Genomic DNA, 25400 nt, shown 5'->3' with positions numbered 1-25400 from the left:
TATTTAGATATTTTGTTATTTGTCAAAATGCAGGCAAGTTGTTGAATAACAAAATATCTAAATCACAAAATAGGTTTATTGCATCAGGAAAGGATACTTACCAACATGCTTTAATGCAATACCCGTACCTCTCACTACCGCGCGCAACGGATCATCTGCTACATGAACAGGCAGTTTGATTTTTTGGGTAAGACGCTTATCCAGTCCACGCAGCAATGCACCGCCACCTGTCAGGTATAAACCTCTGCGATAAATATCTGATGCCAGTTCCGGAGGCGTTGTTTCCAGCGCTTTCAGGATGGCTTCCTCAATTTTAAAAATAGATTTGTCAAGAGCTTCCGCAATTTCCTGGTAAGATACCATGATTTGCTTAGGGATACCGGTAACCAGATCCCTTCCGTTTACCGGAATATCATCTGGCGGGTTATCCAGTTCTTTCAGGGCAGATCCGATGTGTATCTTGATCTGTTCTGCTGTTCTTTCACCGATCAGTAAGCTATGATAACGACGCAGTGCTTCCATGATATCAGCAGTGAATTCATCACCGGCGATACGGATACTCTGGTCGCATACAATACCGGCCAGTGCTATTACCGAAATACCGGTAGTACCACCGCCAATGTCAATGATCATGTTACCCACTGGTTCTTCCACATCAATACCAATACCGAGGGCAGCAGCCATAGGTTCATGTATCAGATATACCTCTTTGGCACCAGCCTGCTCAGCAGAGTCACGTACTGCTCTCTTTTCCACTTCCGTAATACTGGAAGGGATGCAGATCACCATACGCCAGCTTGGAGCAAACAGCGGTTTTTTGGGGTAAATCATTTTTATGAGTTCCCTGATCATTCCTTCAGCGGCATTAAAGTCCGCTATCACGCCATCTTTCAGGGGACGTATAGTACGAAGATATTCGTGTGTTTTTTCGTGCATCATCATGGCCTTCTTTCCAACTGCCACAATTTTGCCACTAGCCCGTTCTATCGCTACAATGGAAGGCTCGTCCACTACCACCTGGTCATTATGAATTATCAGCGTGTTCGCTGTACCAAGATCAATCGCGATTTCCTGCGTTAAAAAATTAAAAAATCCCATTGTTGATACGGTCAAAAATTAGAATGCAAAAATGAATAATTCCAACGAATATACGATGCAAAAAATGGATATTCTTGCAATAATACGGCTAAATATTAAAAAAACTTATTTGTTGTATAAACGGCATAGTAACTGCTCTCTTTATGCTCCGACCAGATGAACGGAATTAACCCGTTTTAATTGTTCCTGACGCTAAAAATTACGCCTTACAAGTCCCGCTTTTCAATTGTCCTGTACCAGTCCTCCCCACTGTAGCTGTTAGCAATTAGCTTTTAGCCCTTAAACCTTAGCGGTTTAAACTTTTATCTGTTAGCAGTTAACCCGCTAAGTTCTAAAAGTTAAACACTAATAGCTAAATGCTAAATGAATTCATATCCGATATCACGACGATACACTTTACCGTCAAACGCAATCTGCTCAGCTGTTTGCACCGAATGTGCCAAAGCCAGCGACAGATCAGCTGCCAGTGAAGTAATCGACAGTACACGACCTCCATTGCTCAACACATCATTGCCGTCCTGTTTGGTACCTGCATGAAATACGATCTGGTCGCGTGTCGGAGCCGGAATGCCGGTAATTACTTTGTTCTTTTCATATGCTTCAGGATATCCTTTTGATACCAGCATCATGGTTGCAGCTACACGTGCATCTGCATAAATAGTTTGTTCGTTCAGTTTCCCCTGTGCAACAGCAGTAAACAATTCCAACAGATCATTTTGTAAACGGGGCATGACAACTTCCGTTTCCGGATCACCCATACGACAATTATACTCAATCACGAAAGGCTCCCCAGCTACATTAATCAGGCCAAAAAAGACAAATCCGTAATACACAATCCCTTCTTTTGATAAGCCGGCAATAGTCGGACGGATAATCTGATCTTCTACTTTGGTCATGAATGCCGCATCTGCAAAGGGAACAGGAGATACAGCCCCCATACCACCCGTGTTAAGACCCGTATCTCCTTCACCAATTCTTTTATAATCTTTTGCTTCAGGTAATATTTTATAAGAATGACCATCTGTGATAGCGAAAACAGATAACTCAATACCTGTCAGAAACTCCTCTACTACAACGGTTTTGCTGGCATCACCAAATTTGGCTGACTTAATCATCTGCTCAAATTCTTCCAATGCATCTTCATGATTGGCAACTATTACTACTCCTTTACCAGCTGCCAGTCCATCTGCTTTCAAAACAATTGGTAAGGAGTGCTGCTGAAGATAAGCTATTCCTTCTTCATAATTTTTTTCATTAAACTCGCGATAAGCAGCAGTAGGAATATTATTACGTTGCATAAACAACTTGGCGTAAGCCTTGCTGCCCTCCAGCTGTGCACCTTCCTGCGAAGGTCCCATTACCGGAATATGTTGCAAAGCCGCATCCTTACTGAAAAAATCATAAATACCATTCACCAGCGCTTCTTCAGAACCCGGTACAACAAGGTCTATGGCATGTTCCAGGCAAAAGGTTTTTATCTTTTCAAAATCACTTACACCCATGTTCACATTCTTACCGCATTGTGCGGTACCGGCATTACCAGGGGCAATAAACAATTGACCACACTGTGTGCTTTGCGACATTTTAAGAGCCAGTGCGTGTTCCCGGCCACCACTTCCAAGTAATAATATGTTCATATGATTTGCCTAATAAATGCAGATGCGAAAGAAAGTGCAAAGAAAGAGCAAAAAAGCACAAAAAGTGAGCATTCCCACCATTTTTTTACGCAGATTACCGATTTTATTTAACTTGCCACATTTAGAGGTTAACAAAATCTTAAAACAACTATTGCTAAAACTAACCAATTTATGATGCAAACTGCTGTTGCACAAGAGTCCCCTATTGCCTCGCAGACGGGCCACCCTAAAGGGCTCAGAGTGTTATTTGCCACAGAAATGTGGGAACGATTTAACTTTTATGGAATGAGGGCGTTATTAACGCTCTTCCTGGTAAATGCACTTTCTTTCTCTGAAGCAGATTCTTCTTATATCTATGGCGGTTTCCTCGGGCTTTGCTATCTGACCCCTATGCTGGGTGGATATATTGCTGATCGGTACCTGGGCAACAGAAACTGTATCATATTAGGTGGTTTTGTAATGGGCATCGGGCAGCTATTAATGGTGTTCAGTGCTACTATCTACGCCTCCAACGTAGAACTGGCCAAAACAATCGTATGGGTCGCCCTCCTGGTGATCATCTTCGGTAATGGCTTTTTCAAACCCAATATCTCTTCCATGGTAGGCCAGCTATATCCTAAAAACGACGGCCGCCTGGATTCTGCTTTCACCATCTTTTATATGGGTATCAATATGGGCGCATTCCTCGGTATGCTCATTTGCCCTATCCTGGGTGATAAAGTAGATTTAAACGGCTTCAGAATGGTAAGCGCCTTCAAATGGGGCTTCCTGGCTGCCGGCCTGGCTATGTTCACGGGAACGATACTCTTCTACTTCCTGAAAGATAAATATGTGGTTACCCCCGAAGGCAAGGCCATCGGCGCTAAACCAGACTTCAGCAAACCATCTTCCATCGAAGGGGAATCAGATAAAGCCAAATTCACTCCCGGCGCTATCCTGGGTGTACTGGTATTAATGGTGGTGTTATTCATCGGCATCCACTACCTGTCACTGGATCCCAATCCTATTAAAGCATGGCTGTATCCTTTCATCTATGCAGCTGGTATCAGCCTCGGTGTGTTGATCCTGACAGATAAATCTATTACCAAAGTAGAAAGACAAAGAATTATCGTGCTATACTTTGTAGCCTTCTTTGTTATCTTCTTCTGGGCTTGTTTTGAGCAGGCTGGTTCTTCCCTCACGTTTATTGCGGACTACCAGACAGATCGTCGCCTCCTCGGCTGGAACATGCCGCCAAGCTTCGTACAAAACGCTAACTCCATCTTCATCATCGTATTTGCATTGCCTTTCAGCTGGTTATGGCTGAAATTGCAGCAACGTAACCTGGAGCCTATCTCCCCGGTTAAACAATCATTAGGCCTGGCATTGTTAGCCTTAGGATTTTTCATCATCGCTATACAGATGAAGAACCTCGGCCCTAACGAAAAACTGGGTGTAAGCTGGTTGATCCTGATGTATCTGTTCCATACACTGGGCGAATTATGTTTATCACCAATCGGTTTATCCCTGGTGGCTAAACTGGCGCCACGCCGCTTTTCTTCTTTACTGATGGGCGTATGGTTCCTGGCTAATGCTGCAGGATATGCACTGGCAGGTACTTTGGGGGCTTTACTGCCGCCAACTATCGATAAATATGAACTGGCATCTAAAAATGGCATTAACCTGAAAGGGGTATTGGATGGTACTATTAGCGCTACCGCCCAGCAACTGGATAAATTGAAGGAACTGAAACTGGCTACTCATTATCCAACTTTTGCAGGGTTCACCATTCACAACCTCTATGAGTTCTTCATGGTGTTTGTAATCTTACCAGGAACTGCTGCTGTAATATTATTCCTGCTCTCCGGTTTCCTGAAAAAATGGATGCACGGCGTTAGATAAAATAATTACGAATTACGAATTGTCAATTACGAACGAAAGCGAGTGAATGAAGCGGGTATTATACGCTTACATCACTCGCTTTCGTTCGTAATTCATAATTATTTCTACTTATATTTAATCTACACCAAATTTAATCTGCATCCTGTAATACAAACTTATGTCTGACAACAATTTCAAACCATTTGTTCCACCCGGCGTACAAATGAAGGAGTTTACCCTCAAATCCATTTTACTCGGTTGTATCTTCGGTATTATCTTTGGCGCCGCTACCGTATACCTGGCGCTGAAAGCAGGTCTTACCGTTTCTGCGTCTATCCCTATTGCCGTTATTGCTATTACTTTGGGTAGAAAGTTTTTCAAGACAACTATCCTGGAAAACAACATCATTCAAACCACCGGCTCTGCAGGTGAATCAATTGCTGCCGGTGTGGTATTTACGTTACCAGGCTTTTTATTCCTCAGCGATGGTGGCGGAACACAGTTCTTCAACTACTTCACGATCCTGATCCTGGCCATCTTTGGTGGTATCCTGGGTACACTGATGATGATCCCCCTAAGAAAATCATTGATTGTAAAGGAACACAAAACCCTGCCATACCCGGAAGGTACGGCCTGCGGCGATGTACTCATAGCTGGTGAGAAAGGGGGCGATTTTGCTAAGACTGCCTTCTACGGACTGGGCTTTGCCTTTTCCTATGCTATCCTGCAGAAGATCCTGCATGTGATTGCGGAAACACCGGAATACATGACCAAACAAGCCAGTAAATTTTTCCCTTCTGCCAAGATCAGTGCCGACATAACGCCGGAATATATGGGCGTAGGTTACATCATAGGCCCCCGTATTGCGGGCGTACTGGTGGCAGGCGGAGTATTATCCTGGCTGGCGCTCATTCCGTTGCTGGCCTCTTTGTTACCAGCAGATACCATTGCCACACAACTGGTGAAAATAGGATACCTGGCCAATCTTCAAACACCTGGCGGACAAGGCAACTGGAATCCGTTAACACATACTTTCACTGATTATTCTTCCGCAGTATATTATGCCTATGTACGGCAAATTGGCGCGGGTGCTGTAGCTGCAGGTGGATTTATTACCCTCTTGAAAACAATTCCTACTATCATCTCTTCTTTCAAAGGTAGTTTGGGCGCTATCAAAGATGGCTCAGAAACCGCTGGCAGCAATGGAAGCGTACCAAGAACAGAAAGAGACCTCAGTTTGAAAGTAGTACTGTTCGGAAGTCTTGCGCTCATCCTGTTGATGGCTTTTCTGCCACAATTACCCGGCGATTCCATCGGCAAAAAATTACTGATAGGCTTACTGGTAGTCGTATTCGGCGCATTCTTCGTAACGGTTTCCAGTCGCATCGTAGGACTGATAGGCTCTTCCAACAATCCCATTTCTGGTATGACCATCGCTACACTGATGGGTACCTGTCTGGTATTTATAGCAGTAGGCTGGACTGGTAAGGTATATGAACCTATGGCACTAATAGTAGGTAGCATGATCTGTATTGCAGCAGCCAATGCCGGCGGCACTTCGCAGGATCTGAAATCCGGCTATATTGTTGGCGCTACACCTATGTATCAGCAATTGGCGTTGTTTATTGGCGCTATTGTATCCTCTATAATAATAGGTTTAACGGTAAAGTTTTTAGATAAGCCTACGGCAGACATGATACGCCACGGTGTAACAGAACATGCTATCGGCAGTGTATATTTCCCGGCTCCGCAAGGCACTCTTATGGCTACACTGGATAAAGGAATTCTGTCAAACAACCTCGACTGGCAATTTGTACTGGTAGGTGTATTCCTGGCTGTTACAATGGAATTATGCGGTGTAAACTCTCTCTCTTTTGCAGTGGGAGCCTATCTTCCTTTATCCACTACGTTGCCCATTTTTGTGGGTGGTGCTATCCGTGGTGTTGTAGACTATAAAAAGAAAAAGGAAAAACAGGCAGCTGAAGAAGATGAACTGGGCAAAGGCAATCTCTTTGCTACCGGCCTGGTGGCGGGTGGTGCAGTAGCCGGTGTTATCATTGCTATCCTGGCCGGATTCGACTGGTCGGCAGCTATTCTTACCAAACTAAACAATCAATCTCTCCTCACCGGCATCATGGGCGAGGGTGGCTATCTGATATTAGGTTGCGGCTTCTTTGCCTTTATGGGCTGGTACCTGTACCACACGGCGCGTAAAGATTAAACGGTCAACTTTTCAAGCTAATAATGATGCCGGTAGCAGGATGTAACAATCCTATACCGGCATCCGTTTTTGTATTTGAAAATGCTTAATTTAGCCGCGGAATTTATTACAGCTATTTATAATACATACCTATGCGCATATTTGTAACCGCATTGCTCAGCGCTGTTGTGCTGCTGAGCGTGTCCTGCGGAAAAGATAAAGACGATAGTCGCCAACGAAGATTTGTATCATTGAAACTGGATAACAAAATCTATCTTTCAGAGAATCCTAAAGGCATTATTTATCTGCCCAATTATACAGATGAAAATCCATTGAATGATTATCCAAGAATGGAAATCACAGCTCAAAGCTATACTGGTGATGTAATCACCTTTACACTGACAGCACCTGCCATGCCTTTCACACCAGGTGTATATCCTGCCAGAATAACGGGTAATAATATGCTGATTGCCTTAAACGGCCTCTTTCCATCTACACTTACATCAACAGGAAGCGCTGATTTTTATATCACAATTACCAAAATAGACAATACGTCGGTTGAAGGCACTTTCTCCGGTACACTCACGGATATAAATGGTATCGGTGGCCCAAGAGGGGTGAAGGACGGGGCTTTCAGAGCTATTACCACACAGGTAAGCCAATAATCTGAACTGTGATTTTTATGATTAATATGATTATCCTGATGAGCGAAGATTTCAGGGAAGATGTTTGCGTATATCTTCGCTCATCAGGATAATCATATTAATCATAAAAATCACAGTTCAGACGAATTCCAAATGTTTATATTGCTCTTTCAGCACCGCCTTATCATCTGCTCCCAGCCACTTGTTTAACAAGGTGGCATACACACTTTTAAAGTCTACTTTATATTGCAGATCCCCATCTCTCAAATTAAACAGGTCTGGCCCTTCATTGAGAACACCCTGCTGCTTTAATCCGCCACCAATGAGGAACATATTATTAGCAGTGCCATGATCAGTGCCACCACTCGCATTCTGGCTCACCCTGCGTCCAAATTCAGAGAAAGTCATTACTACTACATCCTGAAAACGGTTATTCTTTTTCAGATCGCCGGTAAATATGGTGAGGGCATCACTCAATTGCTGAAACAGCCGCTCCTGTTGCCCCTGCTGGTTTACATGGGTATCAAAACTACCGTGTGATACATAATATACTTTGGTATTGATGTCCGACATTACCAGGTTGGCAATGGTTTTCAGGTTCTTACCCAATTCCGTATTGGGGTAGGCTTCCTTAGACTGATACGTTTTAAACTGTTGCTGGATATAAGCTGCAGAAGAAATAGTTTCTCCCATTGTCTTATACAGATAATCCACATTATGATGTTCATCGTGCTGTGGATGCTGTTGTAAAAGGTCTTTAAAATATTTATCATTGCTGGTACCGAAAAGCCGCGCGGGATCAGCAACTGCGAGCCCATTGGCATGATCTCCCTTTAATGCGAGGCTCAGGGTATCATCTATTTCCAGTGCCTGTGTAGGTTTGTCGCAACCATTACATTGTGCATCGAGATAGCGTCCAATCCAGCCATCAGACCAGAATTGGTTGGATTGACTAGCTGAATGCCAGATGTCCATAGAACGAAAATGTGAACGGTCGGGATTAGGATACCCTACATTATTAAGGATACCTAATGCCCCGTCATCGTACAGTGCTTTCAGGCCTTTCAGCGCCGGATGGATACCCAGGTTATCTGTGAGTGCCAGTGCATCTGCTTTTTTTATACCTAAAACAGGGCGTGCACGGTAATATATATCGTTGCGATAAGGAATAATTGTATTGAGGCCATCATTACCGCCGGATAGCTGAATTACCACCAGCACTTTATTTCCGGGAGGTACCAGTTCTCCTCTTTCCAGTGCTTTCAGGAATTTAGGCATCATTACTGCCGCTGAAGCCAATGATCCCACCTGTAAAAAACGGCGCCTGTTAAGAATTAGCATGAGAAAGAATTTTAGTTTTTAGGTAGATGATCAACAGTTGTTAACACAACTGATATTCCGGTGTACTCATTACATCAATAGTCACCGTTTGAATGTAACTGTCCCTCGTAGTGCTATCTGCATATTTTTCCAACAACTTCTTATCTATGTTATTGGTGTTTTGCAGCAATGCACCAGCTATTTCATTAGCAAGGTTTTCACGCGGAACAGGATCGTAACCCCGCAAATAAGGAGTCCAGTCGATGCGCGCGTTCACTTTCTTTGCGTATTGCCGCTTCAGAAAATCATTGATCTGCAGCGTCATTTTATAGCTGGCACCTTCTCCCATTTCCGGCGTTATTTCTTTCGGCATCACATTCAGTGTCTGAGAGTATAAGATCACCTGTGGTACACGCAGGCGGAACATAAGACTGGAGCTATCTATCCAGTTACGTCCACCGGGCCAGCCGGCTACATTAGGCGGATAAAAAAGTACCTGTCCCAGTACCCGTTGAAATACCAACATCACTTCTTCCTGTTCAAAAGCCATGGGTATAGCTTTGCGGATACCTACCAACAATTCTACCGGCGACTTGATATGGTTACCTACATACTTGCTGTCGTAAAACCAATCGGACATAAATATCTCCTTCATTAATGCCTTGATATCATAGCCGGAATCATAAAACCTATCCGCCAGCATCGTGATATGCCCTTCATCGGGAGTATCATCTACAAAATATTTATAGATTTTTGTGGTGATGAATTTTGCAGTTTGTTTTTGATCCAGCAGGATCTTTAATACATCATCACCATTAAAACTACCCTGTTTTCCTAACAGTGATTTCACTCCATCATCATGTTGCTTATCCCGGAATATAAAATTACCATCGTCATCAAAACCCCAGCCTGTAAAGGCGCGCGCAGCTTCCTTCACATCATCTTCGGAGTAGTTGCCTCTTCCCAATGTGAATAACTCCATTACTTCCCGCGCAAAATTTTCGTTGGGATGTTGTTTGCGGTTTTGTTGATTATTAAGAAACTGCAACATGGCTGTGCTTTTGGACACTCCGCTGAGTAAATCACCAAAGTTGCCCAATGCATTTTCACGTATCACCGTCAGTAACTGCTGATTATATAATACATCCTGTGTGCGGCAGGCAAAATGTCCATGCCAGAAAAGGCTCATTTTTTCGCGTAGCGGGTGTTCGCTTTTTATCATCATATTCAACCAGGCTACGTTGAGATCTTTGATACCCTGGTTATTCATCTGCTGCACATTTTTCTTTTCATCCGGGGTCATACCTTTCATCTTCTTGTAGTCGGGAAGATCAGTCACGTTAATGACGTTCACGGATTCTATCTCCGCTCTTTTAGGTCCTATCAGGACTTTGTTCACAATATCTTTACGCCTTTTGTTTTCCCAATCAGAGATAGTAGGGAAGGTTTCTCCAAAGCCGGCACGCCAGGCAAGATGTTGCATTTGGATTTTCTGGGCAACGACAGCCATATGCAAATAATTTAATGTAAGACTCCTAATTGCCTGCCAGGTTTAACGGAATTTCCAAACGGGATAACAACTTCCTTTTTCAAAAATGGTTGCATCAACAGGCAACACTAAAAATGCGTCGGCCTTTAACAAACTGGCCAGATCACCTGAACCCTGGTATGGCTGCGGGATAGCGGTCATTGTACCATTGGGTTTCGATTGTAATTTCACCGGCAAATAATATTCCAGTGCTGCTTCAAAAATCACTTTCTCTGCGAGCACTGCATAGGAAGGTTCCTGTTCTCTCGCGCCCATGGCGGCTTGTAGCCAGGGCTGCACATATCTGTAAAAACACATAAAGCCTGATACCGGGTTGCCAGGTAATGCAAACACTACTGGCCCCTCGCTGAAACGGCCGAACAGGAAAGGCTTTCCGGGCCTTTGCTGCACTTTGTGAAATACAGTTTGCATACCCAGCTGCTGCAATACAGCAGGCAGGTAATCAAATTTTCCGGCAGACACTGCACCCGAACTGATCCATACATCTGTTTCATGTAAGAGTAGCTGCAACCGGGTATTCATCTCTTCTTTATCATCATTCAGATGCACATAACTGGCAGTAATACCCAGCTGTTGCAACGATGCTACCAAACTATATACATTGGACATCCGCACCTGGTGCGCTTCCGGCGTAGTATGCACGGGCACCAGTTCATTACCTGTGGCAATCACCGCCACGCGGGGTAACTTACTCACCAACACAGTTGTTTTACCTACGGTAGCCAGTACACCCGCTTCCGCAGGACCTATCAGCGTACCGGGCGCTATCAGCAGGGCGCCTTCCGCTACATCCGAACCTTTCCTGTGAATATGCTGCCCTTTGGTTACTTTGGCATTAATCATAAACCGGCGGAAACCTTCATGCTCCGAAGCGGCCAGCTGTTCATACGGAATGATGGTATCCGTCATTTCCGGCAACACAGCGCCGGTCATCACTTCTATACAATTGGCTGTATTAGATAACTGTAGCTGCGGTGCACCGGCAGCCTGTATATCTTCTACTCCAAAAATATGCTGACCGCGGGCAAAGCTGTCGTAGTTCAACGCAATACCATCCATTGTTACACGGTCAAAAGGAGGAAAAGGCCTGTCTGCCGTCACCGGTTCCCGCAAAATACGGCCGATAGCAGCTTCAAATGGCACTTCTTCGGTACCCATATCCCGCACAGTTTGCATAACAGCGGTAAATGCAGCAGCAACAGTCAACATCATTTTAAATTACTTTTGTAAAAGTGAAGATGATTAAATTTATGCTTTTATGTCCAATCAGTCAAGTAGCGATTTTTCACATTTGAATGCAGCCGGTCAACCGGCGATGGTAGATGTGAGTGGTAAAGACAATACTTATCGTATAGCCGTTGCCGAGAGTCGTATTTTTTTACCGCAAAATGTACGTGACCAGTTTCAGGGGCACGACATTCAAACCCGCAAGGGTGGCGTATTTCAAACAGCCATCATTGCGGGTATCATGGCAGCAAAAAAAACACCGGAACTCATTCCGTTGTGTCATACCTTACTGCTGGATGGCTGCGACCTACAGATACAACTGGAAGCAGATGAAGCAGTTATACGCTGCACTGTTAAAACTACCGGTAAAACAGGCGTGGAAATGGAAGCCCTCACCGGCGCCAGTGTAGCTGCCCTCACTATCTACGATATGTGCAAGGCACTCACACAGGACATGATTATCCGGGAAACAAAACTGATCAGTAAAACAGGTGGTAAACATGACTATGCAAGATAATATTGCACCCTTAAAAGGACTGGTATTGTGTGGCGGCTTCAGCACACGTATGCAGGAAGATAAAAGTACCATCGCTTATCACGATATGCCGCAGTGGCAATACCTGACTACTTTATTGCAGTCTTTTTTAGGAGAAGTTTATATTTCCTGCAGACAGGAACAACAGGATATTTTTGCACATTATCCGCATCTTATTCCAGACAGCGTTCCCTATGGTGGCCCCTCTGCGGGGTTGCTCAGCGCACATGCCCTGCAGCCGCAAACAGCGTGGCTTGTGCTCGCCTGCGATCTGCCATTGGTAGGCAAACAAAGCCTGGAATTACTCATTAATGCCAGAGATATACATAAAGCGGCCACTTCATTTATCAGTCCGGTAAATGAGCTACCGGAGCCATTAATAGCTATCTGGGAGCCCGCTGGTTTGGAAGCACTGTTACAAAATGTAATAGCAGGAAAAAATTGTCCGCGTAAAACTATGCTAAACAGCGACATTGCATTGCTGCAAAACCCTTACGCAGCAGAGCAATTCAATGCCAATACACCGGAGGAAAAAGCGGAAGCGATGAAGGCCTTCGGCCTTTAATTTTGTCTTTCTCCCGATTAGACTGATTTAGATGATTTTTCTGATTTTATTTCATTCTAATCTTTAATCCTACTGATTTTCTAAAAGCATATTATAAAAAGATATAGGTATTTTTTGAAAGAAAATAAAATCAGAATAATCATCTAAATCAGTCTAATCATGGTAAAGAAAAGACAAAGGCCGAATGCCTTCCCGCTCAAATAATTTCCCCATCTGCAAAAAACTCTTTCTTCCAGATAGGTACTGTTTCTTTCAGGGTATCAATCACAAATTCACAGGCATCAAAAGCAACGCCCCTGTGCGCAGATGCTACGGCTATCACAACGGCCAGGTCACCAGGATATTTATCACCTATCGCATGCAGCATGGCCAGTTTTTGCACAGGCCACTTCTCCTGCACCTGTTGTGCAATCTTGTGCATTTCGGAAACAGCCATTGCTTCATAACATTCATAAAACAGCTTTAGTACACTCCGCTGTTTGGTATGATTACGTACCGTGCCGGCAAAGATCACTTCCCCGCCACATTCCGGCGCCTGTATAAACTCCAGCGCTTCCTGCACGGTAATAATCTCTTTAATTTTTATTAATACGTCCATCTCTGTTAATTACATTAAAAGGGTCATCATCCGCCGCTTACCGGTGGTATTACGGCAATTTCATCGTCGCTGCTGATCAGTTGCCCATCACCGGCATACTCCCGGTTAACCGCTATCATCAAGGATTTGAGCTGCTGCAATGCAGGATAGCTATTATACAGCCAGGCTTTTAATGCAGCTACATCCGTAATATGTTCCGGTATATCAATTACCGGGACACCAGCTATATCCTTAGCCACACCAAACAACAATACACTCATATACCATTAAAATTGTTGGATAAAACTACAATATAGCCCTGATAATGTAGTAATTTTAATGTGGCAGATAAATCATTTTTTTATGAAGATACGGCTAAGAGGCAACAGCATCAGGTACCGGCTGGACAAAACGGATATTACATTACTGGAAACCACCGGGAAAGTGGAATCTATTACGCACATAGGCGCGGGTACCCTGCATTTTTGCATTCGTGGAAAAGAGATCACCGATCCGGTGATAAAAATGGAACATGATGGCGTTCATCTGCTGCTGCCGGTTACACTACTCACACCCTGGTATGCACCGGACCAGGTAGGTTTTGAACTCATCCTGCCTAATACAGATGGATCAGAGCTGACAATACTCGTGGAAAAGGATTTCAAGTGCCTCACAGAACGTGAGGAAGACGACAGCCAGTCATTCGATAACCCGATGACAGATAAAAACTGCTAAAACAAATGCTCACAGATGCGCATCATCGTATAATCGATTACGTTAGATTGTCGGTAACAGACCGGTGCAATTTACGTTGCACTTATTGTATGCCGGAGGATATGCATTTTGTACAAAAAAACGAATTGCTCACAGATAATGAAATACTCACCCTGCTGCAATTATTAGCCGGCACAGGCATTTCCAAAGTACGCATTACCGGTGGAGAACCCTTTCTACGAGCCGGTTTGATGACGTTGCTGGAAAAAATTAAAAATATTCCGGGCATCCGCGAAATTGCTATTACCACCAACGGTATATTAACACAACCACATATTTCTGCACTCCGGCAACTGGGCATTACCAACATCAATCTCAGTCTGGATACACTACAGGCAGACCGGTTCCTGCAAATCACCCGCCGCAACAAATTCGCTACTGTAATGGCTACGCTGGAAAGTTTGCTGCAACACAACATGCAGGTGAAAATAAATGCAGTGGTAATGGAAAATGTGAATACTGATGAGCTCACCGCTTTTACCGCACTCACACGTGAAAATGCCCTATCAGTAAGGTTTATAGAAGAGATGCCGTTTAACGGACAGGGACATGCCTTTTCAGGCATTACCTGGAACTATCATAAAATCCTGGAAACGATCAGCTCACAATATGCCTTGCAAAAGATCAGTGATGCACCACACTCCACATCACTTAATTACCATATTCCCGGCCACAAAGGCAATATAGGTGTGATTCCTGCCTACAGCCGGACTTTTTGCGGCACCTGCAACCGTCTTCGTATATCCGCCACCGGTAGTATGAAAACATGCCTGTATGGCAATGATGTATTAAATGTGAAAGAGATGATGAGAGATGAATTACATCACAACGAATTACTACCTGCCATACAATCCGCTATACACGCGCGTTTTGCTAACGGCTTTGAAGCCGAGCAACATCATACTGCAAAAAATATGGAGAGCATGTCAGTGATAGGAGGATGAGATAAGCCTTTAGCTATTAGCACTTAGCCATTAGTGCCTAAAAGCTAATAGCTAAATACTAATAGCTATTTCACCAGCATTCTTACCCCTGCATATAAAATCAACACCGCTGTAGCGCCCGCCACCCACCTGGGTTTCAGTACCTTCGCACTGAGACGTGCGCCTATTTGTCCGCCTGCAATAACGGCTATCAGTAACGGCCCTGCAAATGACATATCAAATACAATAGCGTGTTTGGCTGCTTGTCCTAATAAGCCGGCGATAGAATTTACCAGGATAAAAAAGCTGCTCAGTCCTGCGATGTTCTTGGCAGTATCATACTTACCCAAACGCAGTACCGGCGACAGATAGATGCCGCCACCAATACCGGTCATACCGGATAATAATCCAATAGCCCCACCAATTACCCCATACACCAGTCCACTGCCTTTCCTGACAGGATCAGCCTCTTCCTCCCGCTCAAAAAACAGGCGATAACACATTACTACTGCTGCCAGTGTTAAAGCAATGCCCAGCAACAGAAAAAAAGTAGCTTGTTTCAGCGGCAGATAGCTGCCCGCAAAGGCCAGTGGCACACTGATAAGCGATAGCTGCCACGCTTTTTTCATGGGCAGGTGCCCGCTTTTATAAAAATGATAGACACCACCAATCACAACAGCCACATTACACAACAAAGCAGTAGACTTCATCAATTGAAAGTCCACGCTCCACAAAGCCAGTATAGCCAGATAGCTGGACCCGCCACCAAATCCGGCGGCAGAATATGCCAATGCCACCAGGAAAAAAAGGATACAGAGTTCTAAGATCACGGTTAATAGGTTTGCATCTGATCATCTATTACACAGGCCCAGGCATGAATACCACCTTCTACATTATATATCTTATTAAAGCCAAGTTCCGTTAAACGCTGTCCTACAGCGCGGCTCCGCATACCATGATGACAAAGCACCGCAATAGGAACATCCTCCTGCAATGCAGCCACCTGCTGCAATACACGTCCCATGGGGATATGTACGGCCTGTGGTATATGGCATATTTCCCACTCATCATCTTCTCTTACATCGAGCAACATAAAGGGCGTATCTTTTTGCAGCCACTCCTGTAATTCCTTTACTGATAAAGATTTGACGCCTTCCATTTCGCAAACGGTTTGTTGATAGTTTTTCTGCAATGTTTTAATTTGCTGATTGGCCGCCACCGGCTTGATGTTAAAAATCAGGTGGGTATTATTTAAAGTATCGATGGTCATTAACTGATTACTGAGTGGTGTGCCGATGCCCGTAATTACTTTCACGGTTTCGTTGGCCTGGTAACAACCAATAATACCAGGCAATACACCCAACACGCCAATATCGCTACAGTTCAGCATTTCACCGCTTTCGGGTGGCTCAGGAAATATACAACGGTAAGTAGCACCGCCCTGGTAATTGAACACGCTTACCTGTCCTTCATATTTATAAATAGCTCCATATACCAACGGTTTGCCTGCTATTACACAAGCATCATTGATCAGGTAACGGGTGCCAAAATTATCGGAACAATCCACTACTACATCGTAATCACTGATGATCTGCAACGCGTTATCTGTGGTGAGCCATGTATCGTGTATTACCAGTTTCACCTCCGGATTCAGCTGCTGCAGGCGTTTTGCAGCCAGTTGCACTTTTGATTCACCCTGATCTGCAGTGGTATAGAGTACTTGTCTTTGCAGGTTGGTAACGGATACGGTATCATGTTCTGCAATGCCTATTTGCCCGATGCCCATAGCCGTAAGATATTGTAATACAGGTACCCCCAGGCCGCCGGCTCCTACTACCAGTACCTTCGCCTGTTGCAATAAGGCCTGTTTTTCCGGCCCAAATCCTTCGAGTCTGGTCTGACGGTCATATCGCTGCATGATGATTCATTTAAGGCCTTAAAATTAGTCGTATTCCGGAGACTTTTATACAGCAGGTTTTACCCGCTTGTACATGGTTACCAGGTCGGTATAGGTACCATTTCTTTGTATGATGCCCTGTGGTAGCCGTCCGCACTCCATAAAACCGAAGTTACGGTACAGTTGCATCGCCTTTTCATTGGTAGAAAAAACGTTCAGGTAAATAATCTGTAAATCAGGATGATGTTCTGCCCAGCGTAGCATGGCCGTCATCAGGCGGCGACCAATACCCATGTTATTCCATGCGCTTTCAATGGCAATACCCATTTCGCCGGTATGGGATTTTTTGTGATGCCCGCTCTGGTTTAAATTAACCGAGCCTATTATCTTTCCTTGTACAACAGCTACTAACAGCAGCTGATTGGGATGATCCAGGTAGGATTGAATGTAATCTTCCTCTGATTCTACCTCCAGATCCAATGACTCCCCATAGGTAAACAACAGGTAATCTGTTTCCCTGGTCAGGCGCTGAAAACTGGCAAGCAAGCCTGCAGCATCGGTGGGCTCAGGAGAACGAATGATGAGCTCGTCTCCGTTTGGCAAGAAATGCTTCATGGAAGAATTATGAATTGCGGATTATGGATTTTAGCGGAGGGGAAGGCCTTCGGCCTTTGTCTTTTCTTTAGCAGGATTAGACTGATTTAGATGATTACCCTGATTTTATTTTCTTTTAAAAGGTACCTATATCGTTTTATAATATGCTTTAGAAAATTAGTCAGCATATTGATAAGAAAGAAATGAAATCAGAAAAATCATCTAAATCAGTCTAATCCTGCTAAAGAAAAGACAAAGGCCGAAGGCCTTCCCTTCCGCCAAAATCCCTTTATAATCCGCAATTATTTATATCATATGGCTGCCAAAATAGCTCTGCAGCACAGTAGGTATCTGAATACCTTCTGCGGTCTGGTTATTTTCCAGTAAGCAGGCCATAATGCGCGGCAATGCCAAAGAGCTGCCGTTCAGGGAATGCACCAGTTGTGGTTTCCCGTTATTTTCTTTAAAACGTATTTTCATACGGTTAGACTGAAATGTTTCAAAGTTAGTAACAGAGCTCACTTCCAGCCATTTTTGCTGTGCGGCGCTATATACTTCAAAATCGTAAGTAAGTGCAGAAGCAAAGCTCATATCACCGGCGCATAAACGAAGAATGCGATAAGGCAGCTCCAGCTGATTCAACAATCCTTCTACGTGTGCTACCATTTCATCCAACACTTCATAAGATTTGTCGGGATGTACCAGTTGCACCAGCTCCACTTTATCAAACTGGTGCACGCGGTTCAGTCCACGTACATCTTTACCGTAAGATCCTGCTTCACGGCGGAAACAAGGCGTATAGGCAGTCATTTTGATAGGCAGATCTGTATCTTTTACAATCTCATCGCGGTAGATATTGGTTACCGGTACTTCTGCAGTAGGGATGAGGAAGTAGTTATCTTCTGTAGCATGATACATCTGTCCTTCTTTATCCGGCAACTGGCCGGTACCATAGGCAGATGCTTCATTTACCAGGTATGGCGGCGCATATTCCGTATAGCCGTTACTGATATTATAATCCAGGAAATACTGTATCAGCGCACGTTGTAAGCGGGCACCCTTATTTTTAAAAACAGGGAAACCGCTACCGGTAATTTTATTACCCAGCTCAAAGTCAATCAGGTCGTACTGTTTAGCCAGGTCCCAGTGAGGAACCGCACCGTCGTAAAGTGTAGGAATTTTACCACCACCACGTACTTCCAGGTTCTCTTCCGGTGTTTTGCCGGCAGGAACAATGGGAGCAGGCAGGTTAGGTAATTTCACCAATGTATCATGCAGTGCTTTTTCAGTAGCATTCAGTTCCTCATTTACAGGGCCTAAACGATCTTTCAAAGCCGCTACAGCAGCACGTTGTGCCTCACCTTCTTCTTTTTTCCCCTGCGCCATCAGTTTGCCTATTTCTTTAGACAAATTATTTATCTGCGCCTGTGTTTCATCATATTCCAGGGTTAATTTCTTGCGCTTGTCGTCCAGCGCCAGCACTTCTTCTACTACACCTGTCTCTTTAAAATATTTAAAAGCCAGGCGCTCCAATACCAATTCTTTATTTTGACGTATAAACGGTACTTGTAACATGTTGTATGATCAAATTTTAGCAAATATATTAAAATAGCTATTAGCGTTTAGCTTTTAGCCCTTAGTGTTTCAACAAGAAGTCTCTATCGGTAACACTAACAGCTAAACGCTAATAGCTAATAGCTCTAACTTAGATATTTGCCCACTATCGGCACCCGGCGGCCTACACCAAAGGCTTTGGACGATACGCGTATAATGGGACAAAACTGATTTCTCTTGTATTCATTGGTGTTGACCATCTTTAAGGCCCGCGAAACCAAAGCGGAGTCGAAGCCCTGTGCAACAATCTCGCGTGGTCCCTGACGGCGCTCTATATACTGATACAGAATCCTGTCCAGGATAGCGTAATCTGGCAGGCTATCGCTGTCTTTCTGATCCGGCCGTAGCTCTGCTGACGGCGCTTTGTCGATAATATTTACCGGAATAATTTCTTTATCACGGTTGATATACCGGGCCAGAGAATACACCTGCATCTTGTACACATCTCCCAAAACAGATAATCCGCCGGCCATATCACCATAAAGGGTACCGTAGCCGGTAGATAATTCGCTTTTATTAGAGGTATTCAGCAAAATATAGCCGAACTTATTGGATAAGCCCATCAACAGGTTACCACGAATACGGGACTGCGTATTTTCTTCCGCCACGTTAAAGGGCAATCCTTTGAAAAATGGATCCAGCGTGGTTAAGAAGGTTTCATAAATATTATTAATACGAATGATATCGTAAGGGTTATCCAGATTTTTGGATAATGCCACCGCATCATCTACAGAATGTTCAGTAGAGTAGGGAGAAGGCATAAGTATTGCGCGCACATTATCTTTTCCAAGCGCATCGCAGGCAATAGCAAGGGTTACAGCGCTATCAATACCCCCGGAAGAGCCCAGAATGGCTTTGGTAAAGCCCATCTTTCCGAAATAATCACGGATACCCATCACTAATGCATCATATATGCGGTCGATATTATACTCAAAATCCAGTGCTGTTAATGGCGTAAATACTGCTGGCGAAACAGGCTTCAAGTGGCTACCGGTAAGCTTTTCCAACTCCATTCCATCCATCGCTTCTACGAAGTAGGGCAGCTCTTTAACAATATTGCCTGCAGCATCATAAATGAGGGATCCACCATCAAATACAATCTCTGTTTGAGATCCCACCGTATTGCTGTAATACATGGGCAATTTGTACTTCAATACATTTGCGCGGATAATTTCTTTTCTATCTTCATCATGATCATAATCAAAAGGAGAAGCAGAGAGATTGATCATCACATCCGGTTCCTGCGCCATCAGCTTATCCATAGGGCAGATGCGGTACAGCGGGTTATCACCCAGGTTCCAGATATCCTCACAAATGGTTACCGCGAGCTTCTTCCCTTTGAAAGGAATTACATTCCATTCGTAAGCAGGCTCAAAATAACGGTACTCATCAAATACATCGTAGGTTGGCAACAGTGTTTTATGCACTACCTGTTTTACCTCACCTTCGTATAAAAACCAGGCAGCATTAAACAGGTCTTTGCCTTCCCTTTGGGGGTTACGCGCAGGTGCTCCTACCAGTACAGCTATATCTTTTGTATGCGCCTTTATCACATCGATGGCGTGATAGCTCTGCGCAATAAAATCTTCAAATTCCAGAAAATCGCGGGGCGGATATCCACATACACATAATTCCGAAAACACTACCAGGTCTGCTCCCTGCGCCTTCGCAGCTTCAATGCCGGCAATGATCTTTCCAATATTGTGTTCAAAGTTCCCTATATGATAATTCTGTTGTGCCAGTATAATCTTCATAACAAAAGAATAAACAAATAAAAATATAAAGCTTTTAGCGATTAGGCTTTAGTGCTAATAGCTAAATGCTAATAGCTTAAAAATATACACCCAGTCTTAATGCAAAGCTATTCATATTTACTCTGCCATCATTCCATTTGGCATTACGGGTTACATCTACAAAACCATTCTGATAGGTAATACCAATCAGGCCGGTGAGGGTTTCGCCCAGCGGGTATTCCACACCGCCGCCCAGGAGCATACCTACATTAATACGGTTCATTTCCGGTAGTATGTTCACCCTGTCGTAGGTTTGATTCATGGAGATGATATTTGCACGTCCACTCACCGGAAAGTCCAGATAGGTACCAAACTGGCCCCAGTAGCCTATTCCACCATCCGATCGGGTTTTGAGCTTTAATGCTAATGGTATTTCAATGTAGGTGAGCTTCATATTATATTCAGCGGGGTTTTGATTATAACCGCTCAACCCTTTACCCGCATCATATTTCAACTTACTACCACCCAATACTACCTGGAATCCCGAAGCCAGGGCATAATTACCGGTTGGATTCAAATTAAAGTCGGCCATCAGCCCGAAATTCAATCCTGCTTTGGCTCCGGTACGATTCACACCGGATTCCTGCGGTTTCAGCACCGATATCATCGGATTTACCGTGAACCCTAATCTTACCTTATTCCGGAATGTGTTATATCCTCCCTGACCCATGCTAACATTCACGATGCCCATGATTGCCAGCAAAAAGAAAATCCGCTTCATATAAATTATCTTTTTTAAAATACAAGGTATATAATAAATTTACCCTTTCATGAGTTTTTAAGAGCGATGCAAAGTTACATTAATAAATATACCCTGCTGACAAGCTGCCTGATTGCCCTGCTGGGCGCAGCAGCCTGTAAATCCGGTAATAAAGCGCCAGATGTAAGTCATATACCCATGACCGTTAGTCTGTTACGCTTTGACTCCGCCCTGTTTACCATTGATACCAGTAACATGCAACCCGGACTGGAAAAGGTACACGCCGCCTATCCTAAGTTCCTGCCCCTGTATGTGACGGATATTATGAATCTTGGCGCGTATACAGACAGCAGTAAGGAAATTCAGCGGCAGCTCCATATGTTCCTGACTACCCCTGATTTCCGGCAGCTGGAAAAAGCGGTATCCACAAAATATGGCAACAATAACCAGCTAAAAGACCAGCTGGCACAGTGTTTCCGGTATGTCAAATACTACATTCCTGCATTTCAGCCACCCCGGGTAATTACTTTCATTTCCGGTATTGCCAATTATGGTGCCATAACAATGGATTCTACACTGGGTATCGGGCTGGATATGTATATGGGAGAAGACTTTCCACCTTATGCACAAATTCCCGATTATCCGGATTATATGATCCACCGGTTTGCACCGGAATATATTACGACTAATTGTATGCAGGTAATACAGCAGCAGTTGTATCCTACGCCCCGCAGCACGGGTGCTTTGCTGGACCAGGTAATGGAAGCCGGTAAACAACAATATTTCCTGGACAAAGTATTACCTGAAACACCCGATACTATCAAGTTTGGCTATACGAAAGACCAGCTCCAATGGTGCCGGGATAATGAACAGATGGTGTGGCAGTTTTTTGTGCAAAACAACCTGCTGTATTCTACCGACTGGCAACAGATCAATCATTTTATTGGTGATGGGCCCTCTACGCAGGGCATGCCCGAGGGAGCTCCTGGCAAAATCGGCAACTTTGTTGGCTGGCGGATCATAAAAAAATATATGGAAGAGCACCCGGAGGTTTCCCTACAGCAGCTAATGGAATCAAAGGATATGATGGAAATCTTTAAGGCCGCGAAGTATAGGCCTAAATAAAATTACAGGTTAAAACGAAGACAGGCAATTAATTCAACTTAAAGGGAACAACCATCTGGAATTCAGGAATCTTTACCTCGAGTATTTTCTTATCCAGTTGGTTTTCCATTTGATAAGTTCCGTACATCTTGCCTATTTCAGTGCGAAGATTGGATCCCGAGACATACTGATATGTTTCACCGGGGGCCAGCAGCGGCTGTACGCCCACTACGCCTTCGCCTTCCACCTCACGGTGGGTACCGTTGGAATCAATTATATACCAGTGCCGGCGGAGTAATTTAATAGGGAATGTGTTATTATTTTCAATGGTAATACGGTAAGCAAACATGAATTCGCTTCCAATAGGATTTGAATAATCCGGCTGGTAGAATGTTTCCACGCTGATGGTGATGCCCTCTGTTACCTTCTTAACCATAAAATCAACCTTTAGGGTAAAAATAAGAAAAATAAAGCCAGTGGTTGTAAAAAATATGTTATCGTGTACACTTTAACGATTCTTTAGACTATTTCAATATCATCCAACATAGCGGGGTCCTCCTCCGATCCCCTTGCTGCTACTTCAAACCGGTTGTGGTAGTACCCTTTGCGTAAATATTCTAAAAAATATCTCCACAAAAACCCTACGCGCCCATATTGCAGGTATTGTTTTACATGACAGGCCTCATGTCTTACCCAGGCTATATCAGACAAAAAAAATTCGCGGGATGCACCATGCAAATGAATGGTACATCCCACTACCATGGCCACTGATTGCACTCGCATAAAGCGTGCAGCCCTTTTAGCAAGCCAGGAATTTTCGTATATGCGGCATTTTATTTTTTCCAATCTTTTTTCCCGAATAATGTAAATCTACGGGAAATATTGAATCCCCAGCGGAACTGCCCCTGCAGCCAGGAAGAAACCGTTTCAGGAATAAACTGATTTTCCAGAATGGCCGTGGAGTTGGTAAAAGTAATGCTGAATACGTGGCCCCCGGTTTCTATTTCCAGGCCTACTCCCAGCGGGTTGTAGAAGGTAACCCCTTTATTGGCCTTGTAATAATCTTTGCTTTCCTGTGTACGGAATGGGTAATAGTATTCCGCCAGAAGGCCCATCCGGTGCGATAATTTGAGCCTGCCCGCTGCACCCAGTGCAAACATATTGTTCATATCCATATACGCCACATGATTACGATGCACATAGGTAGGCATTAAGGTCAATGATAATTTATCGGCAAATTTTCTTGATACGATGGCCTGCGCTACATACATAATCCTGTCGGAACCATTTGCAAAATGACTGGCAGTAGTTACATCAGGAGTGGAAGGCATACCACTGATCACCATATTACCAAATAACGCCAACGATACAGGAATGTAGTTATCGGTTGTTTGCTGCAAGGGACGGTATTTTATCAACCCCTCATACAACTGCTGCAAAGCCCCGCTGCCTTTGCTGCGGCCAATGCCCACCATCAGGTTATCTGAAATACCATATTCAAATGCAATACGGATATCTGTAGAATTATCTGTACCAAAAAATGTTTTTGATCCGCCAAACTGCCCGCCAGCATCGCCAAAGCGATGTGCTACACGAAAATCCAGCTCATGTTTACGGAGCATTTCTGTGGACTGTCCCTGTACAATACGGGTAGATTTATAAGTATCCAGCACTTTAGTGTGCGTGATGGCTGTAGAGTCAAATATTTTACCCAGGTCCTTTTGTGCCTGGGAGTATGTGCTGATACCGCAGCACAGCAACATGGTTGATATGATCTTCATGTAGTAATAAGATTAATTATTGATAGATATATACGCAGCATTCACTGTTACAGCAACTACTTCTGCCACATTTTGCACTACCAGTGAAGGTATTTTGATGCCGTGATCTGCCACACGCACATTAAATGTTGAACTGACAGTTATTACATTTCCCCTCGTAGTAATGGTGCCTTTTGCCGTGTACATTTTACTGACGCCGTGAATGTTCAGTGCGCCCGTTACCGTTACCGGATAAGTGCCGTCTTTATTGAGTTCCGGCGATTCATTGATTTTCCCCCTGAACTCAGCAAATGGAAATTTATCGCTCTCCAGGTAGTTCTCATTAAAATGTTCCTGCATCAGTTTCTTTCGAAACTGGAACGTATTGATGGCTACCTTAAAGTAAATGTCCCTTGTTTTTTTATTAACAGCGGAGACCCCTTTATCAGTTTTAGCTTCTATATCTTCCAATGGCGATGAGGAAAAGAAGGATAAATGTGTACTCCGGCAGGAGTAAACATCCTGCGCATATATACTGACGCCTAACAGTAAAGCCCCAACGAAAACCAGGAAAAATTTCATGTGTCTCATTTTTAGATTATTGATCCGGCAATCCATGCGCAATCCAGCAGGCAATAGAGTCTTTCATTCCCTGGCTAAGTGGCGGCAGCTGTTGCGACTGCGGCATATCTGCCTGTGCACTGGTAACGCGCAATTCAAAAATGGCCCGTTTAGTATTGATGTACGCCTTCAGTTTATCGGGTGTGGAAAAGTCGGCCACAGTAGGTGAGTTCCCTCCGGGATGACAATTGCGGCTGGTACAATTTGCCTGAATGGCAGCAAATACATATGCTGTACTAATTTTGGCCACATCGCAATTGACGCCACCACTAGTAGGAGCGGGTGCTTTGTCATTTTTGCAGGCAGTTATCAGGAAACATCCCAATAAAAAAAGCGTGATTTTCTTCATAGGTTCTTCAATATTATTTGATTGCTAATAGCGATTACGAGGGTGCAAGGGATTTGGTT

General features: G+C 44.0%; 26 protein-coding genes. 8 read left to right on the top strand and 18 right to left on the bottom strand.

The window, feature by feature from the left end:
* Window positions 1-75: 75 nt before the first annotated feature.
* Together CLV51_RS05660 and purD are read right to left on the bottom strand one after the other, a co-directional pair.
* Window positions 76-1113 carry a rod shape-determining protein gene (locus tag CLV51_RS05660; RefSeq protein ID WP_245898627.1) on the bottom strand — a complete coding sequence of 346 codons (1038 nt, stop codon included), beginning with the start codon at window positions 1111-1113 and terminating at the stop codon, window positions 76-78.
* A gap of 344 nt (window positions 1114-1457) precedes the next feature.
* A complete protein-coding gene (gene purD, locus CLV51_RS05655; RefSeq protein WP_106527012.1) occupies window positions 1458-2735 on the bottom strand; it encodes a phosphoribosylamine--glycine ligase in 1278 nt (425 codons plus the stop codon).
* A 171-nt stretch (window positions 2736-2906) separates the two neighbouring features.
* Between purD and CLV51_RS05650 the strand changes: the two genes are divergently transcribed.
* The 3 genes from CLV51_RS05650 to CLV51_RS05640 all read left to right on the top strand — a co-directional run bounded on the left by CLV51_RS05650 (window position 2907) and on the right by CLV51_RS05640 (window position 7460).
* A complete protein-coding gene (locus tag CLV51_RS05650; RefSeq protein ID WP_170115321.1) occupies window positions 2907-4616 on the top strand; it encodes a peptide MFS transporter in 1710 nt (569 codons plus the stop codon).
* A 157-nt stretch (window positions 4617-4773) separates the two neighbouring features.
* Window positions 4774-6816, top strand: coding sequence for an OPT family oligopeptide transporter (locus CLV51_RS05645; protein WP_106527011.1), 2043 nt, complete (start codon window positions 4774-4776; stop codon window positions 6814-6816).
* Window positions 6817-6947: 131 nt separating this feature from the next.
* Window positions 6948-7460, top strand: a complete 513-nt coding sequence (locus tag CLV51_RS05640; RefSeq protein WP_106527010.1) for a hypothetical protein — start codon at window positions 6948-6950, stop codon at window positions 7458-7460.
* A 117-nt stretch (window positions 7461-7577) separates the two neighbouring features.
* Here the strand turns inward: CLV51_RS05640 and CLV51_RS05635 are convergent, their stop codons facing one another.
* The 3 genes from CLV51_RS05635 to CLV51_RS05625 are packed head-to-tail and all read right to left on the bottom strand — an operon-like array spanning window position 7578 to window position 11520.
* Window positions 7578-8780 carry a DUF1501 domain-containing protein gene (locus CLV51_RS05635; protein WP_106527009.1) on the bottom strand — a complete coding sequence of 401 codons (1203 nt, stop codon included), beginning with the start codon at window positions 8778-8780 and terminating at the stop codon, window positions 7578-7580.
* Window positions 8781-8820: 40 nt separating this feature from the next.
* A complete protein-coding gene (locus CLV51_RS05630) occupies window positions 8821-10269 on the bottom strand; it encodes a DUF1800 domain-containing protein (RefSeq protein ID WP_245898626.1) in 1449 nt (482 codons plus the stop codon).
* Window positions 10270-10311: 42 nt separating this feature from the next.
* Window positions 10312-11520, bottom strand: a complete 1209-nt coding sequence (locus CLV51_RS05625) for a molybdopterin molybdotransferase MoeA (protein ID WP_106527008.1) — start codon at window positions 11518-11520, stop codon at window positions 10312-10314.
* A gap of 46 nt (window positions 11521-11566) precedes the next feature.
* Here CLV51_RS05625 and moaC point away from each other — a divergent pair, with 46 nt between their 5' ends.
* Window positions 11567-12052, top strand: a complete 486-nt coding sequence (gene moaC / locus CLV51_RS05620) for a cyclic pyranopterin monophosphate synthase MoaC (protein ID WP_106527007.1) — start codon at window positions 11567-11569, stop codon at window positions 12050-12052.
* Window positions 12036-12635: an NTP transferase domain-containing protein gene (locus tag CLV51_RS05615; protein ID WP_106527006.1), complete on the top strand. Its 600-nt coding sequence runs from the start codon at window positions 12036-12038 to the stop codon at window positions 12633-12635. Before moaC ends, CLV51_RS05615 begins: the two co-directional genes overlap by 17 nt.
* Window positions 12636-12831: 196 nt before the next feature.
* Here CLV51_RS05615 and CLV51_RS05610 read toward each other — a convergent pair whose 3' ends face one another.
* On the bottom strand, window positions 12832-13233 hold the full coding sequence (locus CLV51_RS05610) for a molybdenum cofactor biosynthesis protein MoaE (protein ID WP_106527005.1): 402 nt from the start codon (window positions 13231-13233) through the stop codon (window positions 12832-12834).
* Window positions 13234-13259: 26 nt separating this feature from the next.
* A complete protein-coding gene (gene moaD / locus CLV51_RS05605; RefSeq protein WP_106527004.1) occupies window positions 13260-13493 on the bottom strand; it encodes a molybdopterin converting factor subunit 1 in 234 nt (77 codons plus the stop codon).
* A gap of 82 nt (window positions 13494-13575) precedes the next feature.
* Here moaD and CLV51_RS05600 point away from each other — a divergent pair, with 82 nt between their 5' ends.
* Window positions 13576-13947, top strand: a complete 372-nt coding sequence (locus CLV51_RS05600) for a DUF7009 family protein (RefSeq protein WP_146151227.1) — start codon at window positions 13576-13578, stop codon at window positions 13945-13947.
* A 5-nt stretch (window positions 13948-13952) separates the two neighbouring features.
* The gene (moaA, locus tag CLV51_RS05595; protein ID WP_106527002.1) at window positions 13953-14930 is read left to right on the top strand and encodes a GTP 3',8-cyclase MoaA; all 978 of its coding nucleotides are present in this window, start codon (window positions 13953-13955) and stop codon (window positions 14928-14930) included.
* A gap of 65 nt (window positions 14931-14995) precedes the next feature.
* Here the strand turns inward: moaA and CLV51_RS05590 are convergent, their stop codons facing one another.
* The 6 genes from CLV51_RS05590 to CLV51_RS05565 all read right to left on the bottom strand — a co-directional run bounded on the left by CLV51_RS05590 (window position 14996) and on the right by CLV51_RS05565 (window position 21528).
* Window positions 14996-15739, bottom strand: coding sequence for a sulfite exporter TauE/SafE family protein (locus CLV51_RS05590; RefSeq protein WP_106527001.1), 744 nt, complete (start codon window positions 15737-15739; stop codon window positions 14996-14998).
* Between the two features lie 2 nt (window positions 15740-15741).
* Window positions 15742-16827: a HesA/MoeB/ThiF family protein gene (locus CLV51_RS05585; RefSeq protein WP_170115320.1), complete on the bottom strand. Its 1086-nt coding sequence runs from the start codon at window positions 16825-16827 to the stop codon at window positions 15742-15744.
* Window positions 16828-16872: 45 nt separating this feature from the next.
* On the bottom strand, window positions 16873-17421 hold the full coding sequence (locus tag CLV51_RS05580; protein ID WP_106526999.1) for a GNAT family N-acetyltransferase: 549 nt from the start codon (window positions 17419-17421) through the stop codon (window positions 16873-16875).
* Between the two features lie 285 nt (window positions 17422-17706).
* Window positions 17707-18975, bottom strand: a complete 1269-nt coding sequence (gene serS, locus CLV51_RS05575) for a serine--tRNA ligase (RefSeq protein WP_106526998.1) — start codon at window positions 18973-18975, stop codon at window positions 17707-17709.
* Between the two features lie 125 nt (window positions 18976-19100).
* Complete coding sequence (locus CLV51_RS05570; protein WP_106526997.1) at window positions 19101-20768, bottom strand: NAD+ synthase; 1668 nt, start codon at window positions 20766-20768, stop codon at window positions 19101-19103.
* A gap of 76 nt (window positions 20769-20844) precedes the next feature.
* The gene (locus CLV51_RS05565) at window positions 20845-21528 is read right to left on the bottom strand and encodes a porin family protein (protein ID WP_106526996.1); all 684 of its coding nucleotides are present in this window, start codon (window positions 21526-21528) and stop codon (window positions 20845-20847) included.
* Between the two features lie 66 nt (window positions 21529-21594).
* On the opposite strand from CLV51_RS05565, the gene gldB reads away from it, so the two are divergent.
* Window positions 21595-22632, top strand: coding sequence for a gliding motility lipoprotein GldB (gldB, locus tag CLV51_RS05560; protein WP_106526995.1), 1038 nt, complete (start codon window positions 21595-21597; stop codon window positions 22630-22632).
* Between the two features lie 28 nt (window positions 22633-22660).
* Here the strand turns inward: gldB and apaG are convergent, their stop codons facing one another.
* The 5 genes from apaG to CLV51_RS05535 all read right to left on the bottom strand — a co-directional run bounded on the left by apaG (window position 22661) and on the right by CLV51_RS05535 (window position 25341).
* Window positions 22661-23047: a Co2+/Mg2+ efflux protein ApaG gene (gene apaG, locus CLV51_RS05555; protein WP_106526994.1), complete on the bottom strand. Its 387-nt coding sequence runs from the start codon at window positions 23045-23047 to the stop codon at window positions 22661-22663.
* 83 nt (window positions 23048-23130) lie between these two features.
* Window positions 23131-23394 carry a DUF4157 domain-containing protein gene (locus tag CLV51_RS05550; RefSeq protein WP_106527592.1) on the bottom strand — a complete coding sequence of 88 codons (264 nt, stop codon included), beginning with the start codon at window positions 23392-23394 and terminating at the stop codon, window positions 23131-23133.
* A 50-nt stretch (window positions 23395-23444) separates the two neighbouring features.
* The gene (locus tag CLV51_RS05545; RefSeq protein ID WP_106526993.1) at window positions 23445-24392 is read right to left on the bottom strand and encodes a DUF5777 family beta-barrel protein; all 948 of its coding nucleotides are present in this window, start codon (window positions 24390-24392) and stop codon (window positions 23445-23447) included.
* Between the two features lie 12 nt (window positions 24393-24404).
* Complete coding sequence (locus tag CLV51_RS05540) at window positions 24405-24953, bottom strand: YceI family protein (RefSeq protein ID WP_106526992.1); 549 nt, start codon at window positions 24951-24953, stop codon at window positions 24405-24407.
* A 16-nt stretch (window positions 24954-24969) separates the two neighbouring features.
* The gene (locus CLV51_RS05535) at window positions 24970-25341 is read right to left on the bottom strand and encodes a hypothetical protein (protein ID WP_106526991.1); all 372 of its coding nucleotides are present in this window, start codon (window positions 25339-25341) and stop codon (window positions 24970-24972) included.
* Window positions 25342-25400 lie beyond the last annotated feature (59 nt).

It is taken from the genome of Chitinophaga niastensis, assembly GCF_003014755.1.
Lineage (GTDB): Bacteria > Bacteroidota > Bacteroidia > Chitinophagales > Chitinophagaceae > Chitinophaga > Chitinophaga niastensis.
The sequence above is the reverse complement of the archived record's forward strand: the minus strand, read 5'-3'. Positions and strand labels throughout refer to the sequence as shown.